The 16924-nt window shown below is 59.4% G+C and carries 18 protein-coding genes, 1 tRNA gene and 1 pseudogene; 6 read left to right on the plus strand and 14 right to left on the minus strand.

Annotated elements, in window-relative coordinates; all coding sequences use genetic code 11:
* Positions 1 to 18 precede the first annotated feature (18 nt).
* Positions 19 to 378 (minus strand): DUF5830 family protein, encoded by a 360-nt coding sequence (locus ACN2TU_RS10435; protein WP_435155162.1) that lies wholly within the window; start codon positions 376 to 378, stop codon positions 19 to 21.
* Positions 379 to 464: 86 nt separating this feature from the next.
* On the opposite strand from ACN2TU_RS10435, the gene ACN2TU_RS10440 reads away from it, so the two are divergent.
* Positions 465 to 1112 (plus strand): TVP38/TMEM64 family protein, encoded by a 648-nt coding sequence (locus tag ACN2TU_RS10440; protein ID WP_435155163.1) that lies wholly within the window; start codon positions 465 to 467, stop codon positions 1110 to 1112.
* Positions 1113 to 1143: 31 nt separating this feature from the next.
* Here the strand turns inward: ACN2TU_RS10440 and ACN2TU_RS10445 are convergent, their stop codons facing one another.
* The 3 genes from ACN2TU_RS10445 to ACN2TU_RS10455 all read right to left on the minus strand — a co-directional run bounded on the left by ACN2TU_RS10445 (position 1144) and on the right by ACN2TU_RS10455 (position 5794).
* Positions 1144 to 1266: an HVO_2523 family zinc finger protein gene (locus ACN2TU_RS10445; protein ID WP_435155164.1), complete on the minus strand. Its 123-nt coding sequence runs from the start codon at positions 1264 to 1266 to the stop codon at positions 1144 to 1146.
* A gap of 42 nt (positions 1267 to 1308) precedes the next feature.
* Positions 1309 to 2553, minus strand: coding sequence for an aryl-sulfate sulfotransferase (locus tag ACN2TU_RS10450; protein WP_435155166.1), 1245 nt, complete (start codon positions 2551 to 2553; stop codon positions 1309 to 1311).
* A gap of 160 nt (positions 2554 to 2713) precedes the next feature.
* Positions 2714 to 5794, minus strand: coding sequence for an adenosylcobalamin-dependent ribonucleoside-diphosphate reductase (locus ACN2TU_RS10455; protein WP_435155168.1), 3081 nt, complete (start codon positions 5792 to 5794; stop codon positions 2714 to 2716).
* A 349-nt stretch (positions 5795 to 6143) separates the two neighbouring features.
* Here ACN2TU_RS10455 and ACN2TU_RS10460 point away from each other — a divergent pair, with 349 nt between their 5' ends.
* Entirely contained in the window at positions 6144 to 6305 is a 162-nt protein-coding gene (locus ACN2TU_RS10460) for a hypothetical protein (protein WP_435155170.1), read from the plus strand.
* Here the strand turns inward: ACN2TU_RS10460 and trpG are convergent.
* The 4 genes from trpG to trpD are packed head-to-tail and all read right to left on the minus strand — an operon-like array spanning position 6281 to position 10185.
* Positions 6281 to 6907 (minus strand): anthranilate synthase component II, encoded by a 627-nt coding sequence (gene trpG, locus ACN2TU_RS10465; RefSeq protein ID WP_435155172.1) that lies wholly within the window; start codon positions 6905 to 6907, stop codon positions 6281 to 6283. The two genes, ACN2TU_RS10460 and trpG, sit on opposite strands and share 25 nt — an antisense overlap.
* A gap of 19 nt (positions 6908 to 6926) precedes the next feature.
* On the minus strand, positions 6927 to 8528 hold the full coding sequence (trpE, locus tag ACN2TU_RS10470) for an anthranilate synthase component I (protein ID WP_435155173.1): 1602 nt from the start codon (positions 8526 to 8528) through the stop codon (positions 6927 to 6929).
* A complete protein-coding gene (locus tag ACN2TU_RS10475) occupies positions 8525 to 9184 on the minus strand; it encodes a phosphoribosylanthranilate isomerase (RefSeq protein WP_435155174.1) in 660 nt (219 codons plus the stop codon). Before ACN2TU_RS10475 ends, trpE begins: the two co-directional genes overlap by 4 nt.
* Positions 9181 to 10185: an anthranilate phosphoribosyltransferase gene (gene trpD, locus ACN2TU_RS10480; protein WP_435155176.1), complete on the minus strand. Its 1005-nt coding sequence runs from the start codon at positions 10183 to 10185 to the stop codon at positions 9181 to 9183. The genes ACN2TU_RS10475 and trpD overlap by 4 nt, the downstream gene beginning before the upstream one ends.
* 165 nt (positions 10186 to 10350) lie before the next feature.
* Here trpD and ACN2TU_RS10485 point away from each other — a divergent pair.
* Positions 10351 to 10424, plus strand: a tRNA-Val gene (locus tag ACN2TU_RS10485).
* 181 nt (positions 10425 to 10605) lie between these two features.
* Here the strand turns inward: ACN2TU_RS10485 and ACN2TU_RS10490 are convergent.
* The 5 genes and pseudogenes from ACN2TU_RS10490 to ACN2TU_RS10505 form a co-directional block, all read right to left on the minus strand.
* Positions 10606 to 10836, minus strand: coding sequence for a DUF7978 family protein (locus ACN2TU_RS10490; RefSeq protein WP_472850204.1), 231 nt, complete (start codon positions 10834 to 10836; stop codon positions 10606 to 10608).
* Between the two features lie 37 nt (positions 10837 to 10873).
* Positions 10874 to 11059 (minus strand): annotated as a pseudogene (locus ACN2TU_RS26945) (DUF7978 family protein); the annotation flags it as partial.
* On the minus strand, positions 11056 to 11247 hold the full coding sequence (locus ACN2TU_RS10495; RefSeq protein WP_435155179.1) for a hypothetical protein: 192 nt from the start codon (positions 11245 to 11247) through the stop codon (positions 11056 to 11058). The pseudogene ACN2TU_RS26945 and the gene ACN2TU_RS10495, both read right to left, overlap by 4 nt.
* A 253-nt stretch (positions 11248 to 11500) precedes the next feature.
* Positions 11501 to 12169, minus strand: coding sequence for a DUF7344 domain-containing protein (locus tag ACN2TU_RS10500; RefSeq protein ID WP_435155181.1), 669 nt, complete (start codon positions 12167 to 12169; stop codon positions 11501 to 11503).
* A gap of 149 nt (positions 12170 to 12318) precedes the next feature.
* Entirely contained in the window at positions 12319 to 12645 is a 327-nt protein-coding gene (locus ACN2TU_RS10505) for a lycopene cyclase domain-containing protein (RefSeq protein ID WP_435155183.1), read from the minus strand.
* Positions 12646 to 12740: 95 nt separating this feature from the next.
* Between ACN2TU_RS10505 and ACN2TU_RS10510 the strand changes: the two genes are divergently transcribed.
* The 3 genes from ACN2TU_RS10510 (at position 12741) to ACN2TU_RS10520 (ending at position 16102) form a co-directional block, all read left to right on the plus strand.
* Complete coding sequence (locus tag ACN2TU_RS10510) at positions 12741 to 13880, plus strand: CBS domain-containing protein (RefSeq protein WP_435155185.1); 1140 nt, start codon at positions 12741 to 12743, stop codon at positions 13878 to 13880.
* Between the two features lie 177 nt (positions 13881 to 14057).
* Positions 14058 to 15071 (plus strand): N-acetyltransferase DgcN family protein, encoded by a 1014-nt coding sequence (locus tag ACN2TU_RS10515; protein ID WP_435155187.1) that lies wholly within the window; start codon positions 14058 to 14060, stop codon positions 15069 to 15071.
* Entirely contained in the window at positions 15068 to 16102 is a 1035-nt protein-coding gene (locus ACN2TU_RS10520; RefSeq protein ID WP_435155188.1) for a dipeptide epimerase, read from the plus strand. The genes ACN2TU_RS10515 and ACN2TU_RS10520 overlap by 4 nt, the downstream gene beginning before the upstream one ends.
* An 18-nt stretch (positions 16103 to 16120) precedes the next feature.
* Here ACN2TU_RS10520 and ACN2TU_RS10525 read toward each other — a convergent pair whose 3' ends face one another.
* Complete coding sequence (locus ACN2TU_RS10525) at positions 16121 to 16894, minus strand: M14 family metallopeptidase (protein ID WP_435155190.1); 774 nt, start codon at positions 16892 to 16894, stop codon at positions 16121 to 16123.
* Between the last annotated feature and the right edge of the window lie 30 nt (positions 16895 to 16924).

The raw sequence follows: 16924 nt of genomic DNA on the forward strand, positions 1-16924 counted from the left end.
ACGCTCCGACGAAACCGTTCACTCCCGCCCGGTCACTTTTCGAATACACGACGACCCGAATGGGCCGTGTTCGCCCGCGTCGAGTTTCATGAAATAGCCCGTCGAGATACCGGTTCCACAGCGCCGACAGGAGAAATCTCCCTCCTTCGTCACCACGTCGCTTTCGAACCGCACGAATCCGCCGCCTTTCGGTCGGACGATTCCGTTTTCGCGTTCGATGACGCCGCGTTTTTCGGCCGCATCGAGAATTTTCCGTGTCATCGTTGGGTTAGTGGTGATGGTCTCGATACGGTCTACCGCCTCCGCGACCGACAGTTCGGGGTGTTCCAGTTTGCTCAACAGTTCCACCCCCAGCGCGACGGCGTCATCCTCGTCCATCGATTACGAATCCCACACGGAGGGGATTAAACGTTGCGCGGCCGGGTGGAAAGAATTTAGCCCCCTCCCCGACTCTCTGTGACAGAATGGCGTTCACGCAGAACCGGCGACACATCACTGGCGTTGTGGTGATTGCGCTGGTGGTCGTCGCCGGTGTCCTACTCTCTCCGAAGTTCGTTTTTCGGCAGGTCGAACGAGTGACCGAGAACCCGCTGCTCGCTGGGGGATTATTTTTCCTCGTCTACCTCGTTCGCCCGTTTTTCGCGTGGCCGACAACCGTCGTGGCGGCGGCGGTTGGCTACGTTTACGGCCCCGTCGTCGGATTCCCCATCGCACTCGTCGGCGCGACCACGAGTGCCTGCGTGCCGTTTTCTGCGGCGCGGTATTGTAACATGGGAACGGGAGTTTTCGGGCGTCTCGGCGAGTCCGGTGATCGCTTTTTCGATGCCACGGGAGACGTACGGGGAATGGTGGCATCACGACTCGCACCTGCTCCCTCCGATGCCGTTTCGGCCGCCGCTGGCTTGTCGAACGTTCCACTCCGCGCGTTCGTGCTCGGCACTGCAGTCGGCGAAGTGCCGTGGATGGTTGCGGCGGTGCTGGCAGGGAGTTCACTCGATTCGCTGTCGATAAGCGAACTCGGGAACAATTGGCTTCTCGTCGTGGCCGCCGGAATCGCGGCCCTCGTTTTGCTGGCCGGGCCTGCGTACCGACTCCTTTCGGACGGGGAGTAGCGAACGTCACATTCGTAGTCAGATCGGACGTTCAGTAGAAGGTGTCCGAACAGTCGTAAACGACGCCGTGTTGTGGGCAGACGTACTTGCAGTGGCGATGATACATGGACTCGCCACAGAGGGGGCACGGTCGCCCCTTCGATTCTTCGGCCATATGGAAACTACCGGATGCGGCCCGTTTGACTGTTTCCCTCGGTCAGGACGACCAGCGGGACGTGACCAGTAGGAATCCCCCCACAATCCACAGCGTGACTGCGACGAGAACGACGAGGACGTGGAGTTCCGAAACCCAGAACGGGAGCGAGATGACGTGACGAGCCCCGGTGAGAAGCGTGGACAGCACAGGGATGTTCACGCTTCGTTCACCGAGTACGTTGGATTCTCCCTCGGTTCCGTACGGTTGTCCGTACGACTCGCCGAACGGAACGCGGTCAGCTTCGTAGGGGAGGTCGGGGACGTCGTAGCTGGTAACCACACTTCCGTTTCGCGTTATCTCGACCACGCGATTGTTTCGACTGTCCGTGATGAGCGTGTTCCCGTTCGGCAGACGGTCGGCGTCGCGCGGCCAGTCGAGTTGTATTCCGTCCACTTCGTAGACAGTCCACGCTTCCTCCCACTTCCCCGTCGATTCGTTTCGGTGAAGTTCGACGATACGATGGTTCTCGGAATCTGCCACGACGACGGCCCCGTCCCCGAGCCAGTGCGGGTTGTGTTGCTTGTCGAGTATCGACGGGTCGCGGTTCTCGTTGATCACTTCGACGACCCCCTTTCCGCGTTCGACGATGATCAGTTGATTCGTGTTTCGGACGGAGACGAGATATCGTCCGTCGCCGATTCTATCCACGTCGTTGATGTGGAGCCAATCGGTTTTCGTCGGGTCAGATGGTGCGTCGTAGTACTGACTCGCGTTCCACGTCCACGACGGCTTTCCGGTCGTGAAGTTGTACGTGTAGATGCTCTCGTACTCCATATCCGCGACGAGCAGTTCGCCCGACGGGAGTATCTCCGCGTCGTGAACCTCGCTGTCCTTCCGGGTTCGAACCGGATAGCTCCATTCGCCGGTGACTTTCGTGTTCGGTTGCGGGTCAACGAATCGAACCCCCGTTCGCTTGCAGGGCGGCTTGTACGGACCACACGCTCTGTATTTGTCCGCATACGTTGCAAGAACGGTTCCGTTGTCCAGTTGCGTAACGTCCTGATAGCTGATAGCGTTCCCGACGCTCCACATCGTCGTTCCGTTGTTGTCGATTTCGACGACGCTCCCGCCCCATCCGGGCCCTTGGACGCCGACGAGTGTCGTCGTGTTGTTCTCCGCGCCCGGTGATACGACGCTCGTGTTTGGCGCGAACGCCCAGCTCGCGCCGAACGTCAATCCGACGAGCAACACACCTGCGACGATGAGGAGCAGTCCACGTCGCGTCGAGTTACTCCACGATTTCATACCCTCCCCCGAATCGGACTAGCATTCGCATATCATTTCCCTGAATACATTGACCCTCTGCGTAGCTCTCTCTGTGAGATGATATCACTCTACTTGTCAGTTTTGGCCGTCAGGGGGTGCCAAAAAATAACCGAACGGTTGTGGAGTGCCTACGATCCGATTACGAGCACTCGCTCCAACCGCACGACTCGCAGGTCTTACAACCCTCAGAGAAGTACAGCGAGAGCGACCCACACTCGGGACATTCGGGGCTTTCACCCGCATCGATGAGCGACTGGGAGGCGTCCTTCCCTGTCTCGGCTGCAGCGCCGTCCGTTTCGCTTTCGTCCGCCGTCTCTTCGAGCGTCTTTTGCTGTGGAATGCCCGCGCGCTCGATTTCGCCGTCGAGGTAGCGTCGCATCGCCACGCCGATGGCGTCCGGGATGGAGTTGATCTGTTCGCCCTTGTCCCACGCGACTTTCGGGCTGCGGATGCCCTGCAAGTCGGAGGCGATTTCGTTCGGGTCGACACCGCTGCGGAGCGCGTAGCTGATGACTTTCGCTAGCGCCTCGGTGAAGGAGTTGGTGAAGCCACCGGAGTTACCGATGGTGGCGAACAGTTCGAACGGTTCGCCGGATTCGTCCTCGTTGATGTTGACGTACATCTTGCCGTAGCCGGTGTCAACGCGCTGGGTCACGCCGTGGAGCACGTCCGGACGTGGGCGTTCCTTAGCGTAGGCACCGCCGGTGACACCGTCTTCGACCAGACTGGACAGTTCGTCGCCGAGTGCGGCCTGCACTTCCTCGTTCTCGATGAAGTTCTCCATGCCGTCGAAGACCTCCTCGATCTGCTCGGCGATGGTTTCCGCCGCCTCGTCCTCGTCCGCGAACTCGGCGTTGTCGGCGCGCGTGGTAAGCACCTGTTTCGAGCGCGTGCCGTCGCGGTAGACCGTGACGCCCTTTCCGCCGTGGTCGTAGATGTAGCGGTACACCTCGTCCATATCCTCCTTGCTGGCGGAGTTCGGGAAGTTACAGGTCTTCGAGATGGCCGAGTCCACACCCTGCTGGCAGGCACACTGAACCGCGGCGTGTTGCTTGCCGGTGAGGTCGCCCGTCACGACGAACAGTTCGCCGATGGCGTCCGGGACGGTGTCGAGTCCCTCGACGCCCGAGAACTCGTTGTTCGCCATCTGTTCTTGGGCTTCCTCTTTGACCGCGTCCACGTCGATGTCGTTCGCCTCCAGCGTGCGGAGGAAGTAGTCGTCGAACTCCACGAGCATCTCGTCGCCCTGCACGTCGTCGGAGACGTTCTTGTAGTAGGCGACGTTGTAAATCGGCTCACAGCCACCCGTGGTGTTGCCGACCATCGAGGTGGTGCCGGTCGGCGCGATGGTCGTCGTGTTGTGGTTCCGAACCGAGAATCCTTTTTTCCACTTCTCGGGGTCGAGACCGGTCTGGTGCTCGAACCACTCGGGGTAGTCGGTCGGGTTCGCGTATTTCGAATCGGTCCAATCGTTGAACGACCCGCGCTCCTCGGCGAGTTCGTGGGAGGCCCACTTCGATTCGTGGTTGATGTGGGTCATCAACTGCTGGGCGATTTCGTTGCCTTCCTCGCTTCCGTAGCGAACGCCGAGTTGGATGTACAACTGGGCCAGTCCCATGATGCCCAACCCGATTTTGCGCATATCCCGAACCTTCTGTTCGATCTTCTCGACCGGGAAGTCGGACATCGTAACGACATTTTCGAGGAATCGAGTGCCGTAGTCGATGCGGTAGTCGAACTCGTCCCAGTCGATGGCATTCCGGAGGAACGCATCGACGGCCTCTGACAGCGAGCCGTAGCTGTCGCCGTTCTGCTCGTACCAGACGCGCCAGTCCGGCGCGTCGGTGTCGGCGAGCGTCGAGAGGTTGATGTGGCCGAGGTTACACGCCTCGTACTCTTCGAGCGGCTGTTCGCCACACGGGTTCGTCGCGAGAATCCGGTGGTCGGGGTGTTTTTCGACGTCGAAGGAGTGCTGTTTGTTCACCCGTTCGAGATAGATGACGCCGGGTTCGCCGTTCTCCCACGCACCCTCCACGATGCGGTTCCAGAGGACATCGGCGGGAATCGACAGCACTTCGCCCGGTGTGACGTAGTCGCCAAGACCGAACATGTCGTACATTTCTTCGGTGTGTTCGGTGGCGACGTGTGGTTCTTCCGTGCGCGGGTTGGTAAAGACGAACTCCTCGTCGTTGTAGAGTGCCTCCATGAAATCGTCCGTGACGCCGACCGAGATGTTGAAATTAGAGAGGTGACCCTCGGCGGCGTTTCGGAGGTGTTTCGGAACCCGACCATCGTCGTCGATGAGTTCGCGGGCCTCTTCCAGCGCGTCCTTGAACGACGTGTGCGTGTAGTCGTCGGGGTCGTTCAGGCGGAGCGTGTTGGCGAGGCTGACATCCTTGTTTTTCGCGTGAATGAACTGGATAACGTCGGGGTGCGAGACGCGCATGACACCCATCTGTGCGCCACGCCGGGCACCGCCCTGCGCGATGGTCTCACACATCTGGTCGTACGTGCGCATGAACGTAATCGGGCCGGACGCGATGCCGCCGGTCGAACCGACTGCGTCACCGTAGGGCCGGAGTTTCCAGAACGCGTAGCCCATGCCACCGCCGGACTGGAAGACCTCGGCGGCCTCCTTCGCAGTCTGGTGGATGTCCGTGATGTCGTCGCCCGGGGAATCGACGAAACAGGCGGACAACTGCTGGAGTTCGTCGCCCGCGTTCATCAGCGTGGGCGAGTTTGGAATGAACGACAGGCCTTCCATGAGGTCGGCGAACTCGTCCCGAACGGATTCGACGTGCACCGCGATATCCTCGGGGAGTTCCGGAACGACCGTGTCGTAGGCGAACTTGTTGACGTTGTAGACGGTGAGTTCCGTCTCAGCGTCGTCCCCAGCGGTCGTTCCTTTGCCGAACACTTCCGCGGCCAACTCGTCGCGGCGCGGGTGGTCGGGTTTCAACTGCGCAGGCGTGACGGTGAGCTCGACGCCCTGCTTTTCGGCCTCGTAGACGGCTTCCGCGAGTGCGATATTTTTCGCAACGCGCGGGAACAGGTCTTCCTGCGTCTCGACGAGATTGCCGTCAGCGTCTTTGCGGAGATAGCGTGCCGGGAGGATGTTCTGGTACGCGTTCCCCGTCATCCGGTCTTCGAGGGTGTCACCCTTGGTTCGTTTGACCGGAAGGGTGACTTCGTCGGCGTCGGTTTCGTGCGCGCCGCTCATTCGTTCGCCACCACCGTAGTTCCAGTGCTCTGTGTAGCGATTCGTCTTTCGTTTCGTGTGTAGACCCGTTTCATTCGTGACGAAGAATGCATTTGACCCATCCCCAATTAAGTTTACTTTCTTTAGCGCAAGTTTGTTTGTATAGTGACGCCTCTGGAAAACGTTCCCTTCCTACTCTACAGTAATACCTCGGGGACTATAAGAGTGTTCAGACCGGAGCGAAAGTGACCGATAAGGTGGAAATTCTTATGGTAATGACTCATTACTCGACCGTCGTCCCTCGATTTTCACGAAAATCGAACCCGACATTACCGATACGTTTACCACTCAGTATACAGCCATTTTCCACATGGTACCCCTCGCCATCGAACCTGTCGGAATCGTCGCAGTCGTCGTCGCAATCATCCTGCTCATCTTCGCCATTCGGTTCGCCGTCAAACTCATCTGGCGTATCGGGTTGCTCGCCCTCCTCGTCGTCGCCGCACTTTACGCGGCGGGCGTGCTGGTGTAGCGCGACAGGAAGTTTTCGAGTATCTCCCGCCCGCACGCCGTGAGCACGCTCTCCGGATGGAACTGTACGCATTCGATCGGGTATTCGCGGTGGCGGACACCCATCACCAGTTCATCGCCGTCGTGGTTCGTCGTCGCACTCACGTCGAAGCAGTCGGGCACCGTCGTCGAAACGAGCGAGTGGTATCTCCCGGCCTGGAATCCCTGCTCGATACCGTCGAACACGCCGATTTCGTCATGGTCGACCGGGAACGCTTTTCCGTGAATCGGCTCCGGTGCGCGTCCGATTTTTCCGCCGTAGACGTGCACCGCCGCCTCCAACCCGAGACACACGCCGAGCGTCGGGATTTCGGGCGAAAGCTCGCGCAATACGTCGTTGGTGACGCCGACGTCCCGTTCGTTTTCGGGATGGCCCGGGCCGGGACTGATGACGATGGCGTCCGGATTCATGTCGCGGATTGTTTCGAGCGAAACGGTGTTTTTGACGACCTCGGTTTCGACTGTCCCGGAAGTCGGTTTCCGTGCCCGAAGCGCCTCTTCAGCGTACTCAACGAGGTTGTAAGTGAACGAATCGAAGTTGTCCACGAACAGCACGCGAGTCATCGCGACACCTCCAGCGGAGTCATCGGGACGCCTCCATGGGTTCGTGTTCGCGGTCGTGGTCGGTATCGGGTTCCGAATCGCACCCCATCGTTTTCAGCGCCGACAGCACGCCGCCCATCTTCTGTTCGGTCTCCTCGAACTCGGCGGTCGGGTCGCTATCTGCGACGATGCCCGCGCCCGCCTGCACCGTGATCGTGTCCGTCCCGCTTCCTTCGTTCGTGCTTCCGTGCTCGATAGTCGCCGTTCTGATGACGATAGCGAAGTCCGCATCACCCGTCCACGAGAAGTAGCCGACGCCGCCCCCGTAGACACCTCGTGAGGTTTCTTCGAGGTCGTGAATTATCTCCATCGCGCGGATTTTCGGCGCACCGGTTAACGTCCCCGCAGGGAAGGTAGCGCGCACCGCATCGAAAGCGTCACGGTCAGCCGCTATGGTACCTGTTACCGTGCTTTCGATGTGTTGGACGTGGCTGTATTTGATGACGTTCATGAACTCCTTAACGCGGATGCTTCCGGACTCGGAAACCCGGCGAACGTCGTTTCGAGCCAGATCGACGAGCATCGCGTGTTCCGACCGCTCCTTTTCGTCCGCGAGGAGTTCGCCCGCGAGTCGGCGGTCGTCCATCGGATTTCCGCCACGGGGACAGGTTCCGGCGATGGGGTTCAAGACGATTGTATCGTCACGCACCGACACCAGCGTTTCTGGACTTGCGCCGACGATGGTTCTGTCCTCATAGCCGAGAAGGTACATGTACGGCGATGGATTCACGTCGCGTAAAGCCGCGTACAGTCCGAGCGGGTCGATGTCGCCCGAAACCTCTCGCTTGCGGGAGATAACGCCCTGATAGATGTCGCCAGCGTAAACGTGTTCGTTCGCCCGTTGCACAGCATCTTCGTACTCGTCCCGCGCCCCCGACGATTCGTCTATCGGTCGGTAACCGCCGAACTCCGGTTGAGCGGCCGATTCGAGTACCTCGGCAACGCGTTCGGCCTCAGCGACCAGTCGGTCGTACACATCACTTGAATTGTCGTCCGGCGAAAGCAACGGCGTGAACACCAACGACAGGGTATCTTCGACGTGGTCGAACACGAGCGTCTTGGTGTTCAGAACGAACTGCGCGTCGGGCAGTTCTGTTTCGGGATGGTCGATACCCTGCTCTTCCAGCCAGAGGTCGTACACCGCGTCGTACGCGAGAAATCCGACGAGACCGCCGGAAAACCCGTCTTCATTGGGGAATCCTCGTCGTTCCACGTCGGGAAGCGAGTTCCGAAGTGTATCGAGCACATCGACGTCATCTCGGTCGACGGCGACCTTTTCCTCCCATCCGTCGTCCAACACTCGAACGTCCGTTTCGTTCGAATCGACCGACACCACCGCTTTCGGGTCGTAGCCGACGAACGAGTATCGCGCCCGTCGGTCGTCGGTTCCTGTGGGATTGAACGCGCCGTCCGGGTCGGAAGATGCGACCTTCTCCGCGCTTTCGAGCAGAAAGTCGTACTCGCTCCTCCCGAGTGCCGAGTAGGCGGTCAGTGGATCGATTTCCACGTCAAGGTCGGTCTTCACGTGGACGACGACCGACCCGTCACTCTCAGCCAGGGCTTCGAACTCGTCGCGATTCATCGTTGCAGAACTGGCCCCGATGTCGTCCTCGCTTCCTTCGGTGCCGTTTTTGCGTCCGTGACGAACGATTCGACGGCGGTGTGGTCTTTCTGTCCGCCGTTCGATTCGACGCCGCTCGCAACGTCTACGGCGAAGGGCTCGACTGCCGTGACTGCCTCGCCGACGTTTTCCGGTGTCAACCCTCCGGCGAGGATGATCGGTGAGTCGAGAGCGTTCACGAACTCGCGTGCGCGTTCCCAGTCGTGTGTCTCGCCGGTACCACCTGCCTTTCCGGCATCCAGCAAGAGTGCATCAGCGACCGTGTCGTACCGCTCGGGATTCTCCGTCGTCGCGTCGATAGCGCGAATGACGTTCCCGTCGATGCTGGAAGAGAGATATGCGAGGTCTCCGACACCCATTCCGTGAACCTGCACGGCGTCCGGTTCGATGATTTCGGCGAGTTCGACCGCGCGCTCGGGGGTTTCGGGCATCGTCACGAGAACAGTCATTACGAAGGGAGGTACTGCACGAGCGAGTTCGGCGGCCCGCAGCGGGTCGATTTCCCGCGGTGAATCGACGGGAACGTCCACGAGGAGACCGATTGCATCCGCTCCCGCAGAAATAGCGGCGTTGAGGTCGTCTTCCTCCGTCAGACCGCAGATTTTTACCCGCGTCATGCTGAGACTGTCCTCGTCATCACGTTCAGTTGCTCTTCCGCGCGCCCCGAGTCGATCGCACGTTTGGCTTGCTCGACCCCGTCTTCCAAGGACGATGCTTGGCCGGAGACGTACACCGCGGCCCCGGCGTTCGCCAGTATGATGTCACGCTTTGCACCAGCGACTTGGCCGTTGACGATACCGCGGAGGTCATGCGCGTTCTGTTTTGGCGTGCCACCTGCGACGGCCGACACGTCGTAGCGTCCGACACCGAGGTCTTCGGGGGAGAGCGCGTACTCCTCGATGGAACTTCCGGTGACTTCTGCGACCGTCGTTTCGTCGTGGACGGCGATTTCGTCCATCCCCGACCCGTGAACCACGAGTGCGTGGGAAACGTCCATGTGGGCGAGTGCGCGGGCCAGCACGGGCACGAGATCGGGGTCGTAGACGCCGACGACCTGTGCGTCGGCACCTGCCGGGTTCGTCAGCGGCCCCAGGACGTTGAACAGGGTTCGGATACCGAGTTCGCGGCGGGGACCGATGACGGCCTTCATCGCGGGATGGAACACCGGTGCGAGCATGAATCCGATTCCCTGCTCCTCGATGGTGCGTTCCACCGCCGGTGGTTCCGAATCGACCACGACGCCAACCTCTTCCAGCACGTCCGCACTGCCGGAGGAGGAAGAAACCGAGTAGTTGCCGTGTTTTGCCACCGGGACGCCCGCGCCGCTAGCGACGATGGCCGAAGTCGTGGAGACGTTGATGGTGTCGTAGTCGTCCCCACCCGTGCCACAGGTATCGACCAGCGGAGTTCGGTCGGGGGAAATCGTCCGCGCGGCATCGCGCATGCCCTGCGCGAACCCGGCAATTTCGGTTTCGGTTTCCCCTTTCGCACGGAGTCCCGTGAGGAGCGCGCCGATTTGCGCGTCGGTCGCGCCGCTAAAAACGGCGCTCGCCGCGTCTCGGGCCTGCGGTAGTGTGAGGTCGTGTCCGGTGGTGACGTGTTCGATGTAGTCCTGCATAGTGGAACACCAATGAACTGATTCGTGTTATAATGCACAAATTCGTACAATCACTTAAAGCTGTTGCCCGCCCAGGTCGAAATAAAATCGGGCGACGGTATTCGATTTCGAAACCTTCAATTACCCATGCGGCCAACGAAGAAATGCGTACGACAGAGGCCGACTGGGTTTGTGGTCTAGTTGGTTATGACACCTCCTTGACATGGAGGAGGCCGGCAGTTCAAATCTGCCCAAACCCATACTTTTTCCGCGCTACTATCCGACGAGCGAAGCGAGGAATCACATCGCCAGAATGAGCGTTTGGCAGTTTGAAGTAGACGAGACGCACGTCCGCGGAACGACCGAAGGGAAGTGAGCAGGAACGTCTCGGCGTAGTTCAAATTCGGCTCAAAACGAAGCGATTCAGCAATACCGAACGATTCAGCCAGTGACACCGGATTCCTCCGTTACCCCTCGTTTATGGACTTCGTGCATCACCGCCCCACCGAGTTCTCCAAAGACGACGGGATAGATGAACCCGGCGATGACGAGGGAAAATAGCACGTTCGGCTGAAACGCTCGATGCAATGGCCCCTGCGTGAATCCGAAGCAACCGACCACCGCCAGCGGGAAGTAACCGAGGAAAATGAGCGCCCCAGCGTAGCCGCTTATGCCAAATCGTGCGCCCGTACGAACCCTGTACCGCTATCACGCCTACGATGGCGAGCAGGATGGGAAGCACGAGATAGAGGAGCGTATAACTCCCGCCAGTCACTTGCACGAGGTTCCGCGACCCGCCGATTACCATCCGGAGCTCAGTCGGAACGAAATGCGCGTTGTAGAACAACCAACCGGCGCTCTTCCACGCCGGAATGGTAATATCATGGTTTGTCACTCACTGTGCGAGCGTGATACTGCCGGTTCTTCTATCGATGGCGATCGCTTCGAACGCAGTCCGGACGCGTCACCGATCCAGAGGAAGGTGAGGAGGTAGCCGACAAGGAATACGAGGATGCCAAGCAGTCCCTTCTTGCGGGCAGGGTATCGAACCGCGTCGTCTTTGACGAGCTTCGGGTTCGGCATGGCTGGGTTTCGACATCTTCGGGTGAATGTTTTGTGAGCTAACTGGAAGTGAAATCCACGAAGGATTTGCCTTCCGAAGCTATCTCCGGATTTCCGCGGTCGTGTACCGGGTTCCACTCCGGTCTACTCGTTTTTACCGTTGAGAACACATTCGACGGTGTGCTTGCCTCTCCGGTCGAAAAGTTAGGGTGGGATTCGTCCCCCCGTGTGGATTCCTCTCGAAAGAAAGTCGATAAAAAAGGACTGCGGGACGTTATTCGCTCGAAATATCCGGTGCTTGTTCGCCTGTCGATGGCGCATGTCGCGCGTCGTAGGTATGGGCAACTGCGACGAGCGTGAACGCAACGACCACGAGCAAGGCGAGGGCGATATCGGCGATTCCGGCGAGAAGCGGGAGCTCCAGCCATGCCCCGGTAAGCACGGCGAATCCGGCGACTGCGAGTCCGAGGTATCGTTTGCACCACGAGATATCGTCCCGTGTGTTTGTTTCGAGATAGGGATCGAGTTGTTCGGCGGCGGTGGCGAGTTCGACGATTCCCCGGTTTTGGTTGTATTCCACGATTCCTGCATCATCGAGTTTCGGGAGGTGGGACTGGTAAAGCGCGGTGTAGACTCGCTTTCGCTCAGCGGCGGAAATAGCATCCACAGTGGTATCGTTTTCCCACGCGGCGACCTGCTCCGCAAGGTCGCTCAACTGAACGGTTTCCTCTGCCTGTTTCAGGTAGTGGAGAGCGTACCGTCGGCGCTGATTTTTCAACACGTCGAAGACCATATCGCGGGAGAGGGGAGTCGCCCGTTGCTCCCGCGACGCGTTCGATTCGAGTATGTCTGAAACGTGTTCGGCGACCGTTGAGTCTGACTCGCTCGATTGATTTTCGGTGTCGTTGCTCCCCGTGCCAGAGGAGTCACCGATTGTGCTCATTACTTTGCCACCCCTTGCTCGTAATCCAGCATGGATTCAAACATTATCTGGTTTGTTCTTTGTTATTCACCATTTACCAGTCGTAAACGAGTGGTTACGCAAAACGACAGACAGTTCATACCTCCATGTCTGCTGGTGGTAACCACCAATTACTCGTCGGTTTCGGCCGATTCCGTCAGTTGGTACAGATTTTCGTGAACGCCGACAACAAGTGCCGGAATCACGACGATGAAGAGGTGTTCTTCGAGCGGAATCCCCGCCACGTCGATGCCGGTTCGGAGCGGAATGGAAAAGACACCGATAGTCAGGGTGTACCAGTCCCAGACGTAGCCGAGTGGATAGAGGACGAGAATCGTTTTTCCGGCACGAGAGAGGGCGTCTACCCGGAGAAGTAGCCAGAGCGCGAACGACCCAAACACCAGTTCACTGACGAGATAGGTGTATGAACCGAATACTGCACCAATGTCAGGTAGCACACTGAAACCGAACGTGTCGTATGTTCAAAAACCCCGCAGAAATGCCCGTTCCGCGACAAAGTTCAAGACCAATGCCCGCGTCATTCAAACTGCCGATGGATATCTCTAACATTGCGACCACCGATTACTTCGAGATCGAAGCGGAAGAGCGACTTGGGCAGGCTCGCTCGATATTCGAAGAGGAAAATCCGAAAGGCATCGTGGTCACCAAAGCGGGAGAGTACGACGGCGTTATCACCCAGAAACAGCTCTTACAGTCACATATCGAAGACCAGACGAAAGTAGCCACGCTGACGAAACCCGCACCGAAAATCGACCGAAACGACGATGTGCGTGATGTCGCGCGCGCGCTCGTCGAAGGCGGAAGTAAGGTCGCACCTGTGTTCGAAGATGGTCGAGTCTGGGGCATCATCGACGAGGACATGATTCTCGAAGGCGTCCTCGACAATCTCGATGCACTCACCGTCGAGCAGATTTACACCGAGAGCGCCGTCACGATTCCTGAGAGTGCCACACTCGGGCGCGTTATCAACCTGATGCGCGAACACAGCATTTCCCGCCTTCCCGTCGTGAACGACGACGGCTACCTCACCGGGATGGTCACGACCCACGATATCGTGGATTTCGTCACCCGGAACATGGACAAGCCGACGACAGGCGAGCGCATGGGCGACAGCGACCGAATGTTAGACCTGCCGGTGTACGACGTGATGAACAGTCCCGTCGAAACCATCTCGCTCGATACGACCGTGGAAGAGGCCGTGAGAAAGATGTTCGAGATGGACTACGCCGGTCTCGTCGTCACGCCGGAGGACAACCGCGTCGTCGGCGGTATCGTCACCAAAACCGACGTACTTCGTGCCCTGACGTACACCGAAGAGGAGCATATGGACGTGCAAATCACGAACATCAACCTCCTCGACACCATCTCCCGGCAGACCATCCGGGAGAGCATTCAGGAAATCACGGACAAATACCAGGACATGCAGGTGCGCCACGCGCACGTTCGATTCCACGAACATAAGGAGAAACTCCGCGGCACACCTCTCATCCAGTGTAAGATTCGCCTCCGCACCAACCGCGGACAGGTGGCCGGGTCGGGCGAAGGCTACGGCGCGGAACAGGCGTTTAACGTCGCCCGCGACCTGTTGGAGCGTAACGTCCTCGAATTGAAAGGACTCCAGAGCGACCGCGAGTACGAAGGCCAACTGCTCCGAAAGCTCAACGAGCTGTAAGGTCGAATCACCGCACAACGAAACGGTTCGATTTTTCCGATTGGTATCGCGATTCGTCCAGCCGTGCCGAGCGACGGCGAACGCCCTCGAATCGAAACCGTTCGAAAACGGATAGTGAGCTGAAATTTCGTTACCGGGAAGGGGGGCTTTAAGCCGCCGTGTCACCACCGCACACGCATGCAGGTGGCCATACTCGCACACGGGAAGTTCCCCGACCGCGCAAAGACGGCGGTCGGAATCCTGCGCTACGCCGACTACGAGGTCGAAGCGGTTCTCGACCGCGACCGACCCGGTACGCGCGTAAGTGATTATTTGCCGGACGTACAGGACGCGCCCATCGTCTCCGGAATGGACGACGTGTCGGACGTGGATGCACTGATTATCGGTATCGCCCCGATTGGCGGCGGGTTCAACAACTCGTGGCGCTCGGACGTGCGCACGGCGCTCGAACGAGGCTGTGACGTGATTTCGGGACTCCACTACTTCCTCGAGAACGACGAGGAGTTCGCCCAACTCGCCGAGGAAAACGGCTGTGACATCTGGGACGTGCGCAAACCGCACGACGACCTCACCGTCAGCAAAGGCAAGGCGAACGAAGTCGACGCCGAAATCGTGCTCACGGTCGGCACCGACTGCTCCGTCGGGAAGATGACTGCGACGCTCGAACTGCTCGAAGCGGCGAAAGAGCGGAGCGTGAACGCCGGTTTCATCCCGACCGGGCAGACCGGCATCATGATAGACGGCTGGGGCAACCCCATCGACCGCGTGGTGAGCGATTTCACCGCCGGAGCGGTCGAGGAGATGATTCTGGAGCGCGGCGACGATTACGACTATCTCTTCGTGGAAGGACAGGGAAGCATCGTCCATCCGGCCTACTCCGCCGTGACCTGTGGCATTCTCCACGGGTCGATGGCCGACAAACTCGTTCTCTGCCACGAAGCGGACAAGGAGGCGATCCATGGCTACGAGTCGTTCTCGCTTCCATCCATCGAGGAGTACATCTCGCTGTACGAAAACCTCGCTCGACCGGTTCAGGAGGCCGAAATCGTCGCCGGTGCCATCAACACTTCGGGAATCGATGACGACGAATCGGCCCGGAAAGCGGTCGAATCGTACGAATCCGAACTCAATGCGCCAGCGACCGACCCGGTTCGGTTCGATGCCGACGACGTGTTGGAGGGGATTCTATGACACTTTCGACCGAATACGAACGGCTCACGCTCCCACTCGAACACGCCTTCACCATCTCTCGGGGTACGCAGACCGCCGCCGAAAACGTCGTCGTCAGTATCGAGGACGACGACGGCAACGTGGGCATCGGCGGGGCCGCACCGTCCGACCATTACGGCGAGACGGCCGACACGGTGGAGGCCGTCATGCCGGAGTTGCTGTCCGTGGTCGAATCAGTGGACGACCCCCACGCACTGGCTCGAAGCGAGCGCGAAATGCGCGAGACGGTGAACCGAAATCCCGCCGCGCGCTGTGCGGTAAGCATCGCACTCCACGACCTTGCCGCGAAGCGGGCCGACCTGCCGCTCTATCGCTACTGGGGGCTCGACCCCGAGAATACGCTCGAAACCTCGTTCACCATCGGCATCGACACGACCGACGTGATGCGAGAAAAAACGGCAGAAGCAGTCGAGGCCGGATACGACACGCTGAAAATCAAGGTCGGCACCGACCGCGATGGGGAAATCGTCGGCACGGTTCGTGACGAGGCACCCGACGCGACAATTCGCGTGGATGCGAACCAGGCGTGGAGTCCCCGCGAAGCAGTGCAGAAAATCGACGTTCTCGCGGACTACGACGTGGAGTTCGTCGAACAACCCATTCCCGCCGAAAATCCCGACGGACTGCGATTCGTCCGGGAGCGCTCCGCGCTGCCGATTGCGGCGGACGAATCCTGCGTGACGCTCGAAGATATCCCGCGAATCGCCGGAAAAACGGATATCGCCAACCTGAAACTGATGAAATGCGGTGGTCTCCGCGAGGCGATGCGGATGATTCACACAGCGAAAGCGCACGGGATGGAGGTCATGCTCGGGTGTATGATAGAAAGCAACGCGAGCATCGCCGCGGCCTGTCATCTCGCCCCGCTGCTCGATTACGCCGATTTGGACGGCTCGCTGCTCCTCGCCGAAGACGAATACGAAGGCGTCCCGATGCCCGAGGGTGTCATCGGCCTGGAAACCGGACGACCCGGAACCGGCGCGCGACGGTAGCCTCGGGAAATATTTATTCTACACATCGGAAAGCTTTCCCACCCGTTCGGCCTGAAATCCGAGGATATCTTTGTACCCATCCGTCGACATTAACACCGGGTAGAACGACTGGTCGGCGCGTAGCTCTTCGTCGTCCCTTCTGGCGAACACCGTTCCGGTCTCGACGCGGACGAAGTTCTCTCCCACGAACTCGTATCCCGCCCCCTCGACCACGTCGAAAATACGGTATAGTTCGGGGTCACCAGCTTCAGAGAGCGTATCGAGCGCGCCCATCACACCAAGGAAGTTGCGAAGGATTCGCTCCGCGTTTCGCTCCGCCTGTTCCGTTCCGCGGAGTCCGCACTCGACTGCGACCCCGTCCACGTGGTCGATGAGTCCGCCAGCGATATAGCTAACGTCCACTACGCGGGAAGTCCCCGTGGCGCAAGCGAGACGTTTCGTTCGCTCGTTCAGTTGTGCAATCAGCCCGAACGGTTTGGGATGCGACCGTGTCGAGTGCAGGTCGAGAACGGCACAGTCGCGCACGTGCGGAAGCATTTCCGCTGCGAGTCGGGACTCGTGTGTGTTGCCGTCCGGGTCGCCCGGAAACGCTCGGTTCAGGTCTTCATCGATACAGCGGACGTGTTCCGCAATCGCTTCCTCGTTAGCGATAACGAAGCAGACGGGTCGTTCAACGTCGGGGTTTTCGGCCAGTACGCGCTCGATGGCCGTCTTTCCACAGATTTCGTTTCCGTGCAGACACGCGACGGCGGCGAGTTCCGGCGTACCATCGCCGGCGATTTCGACGCGCATTGATAGCAAATGGCACGCAGTGATACTACT

The sequence above is a fragment of the Haladaptatus marinus genome, from assembly GCF_051194195.1.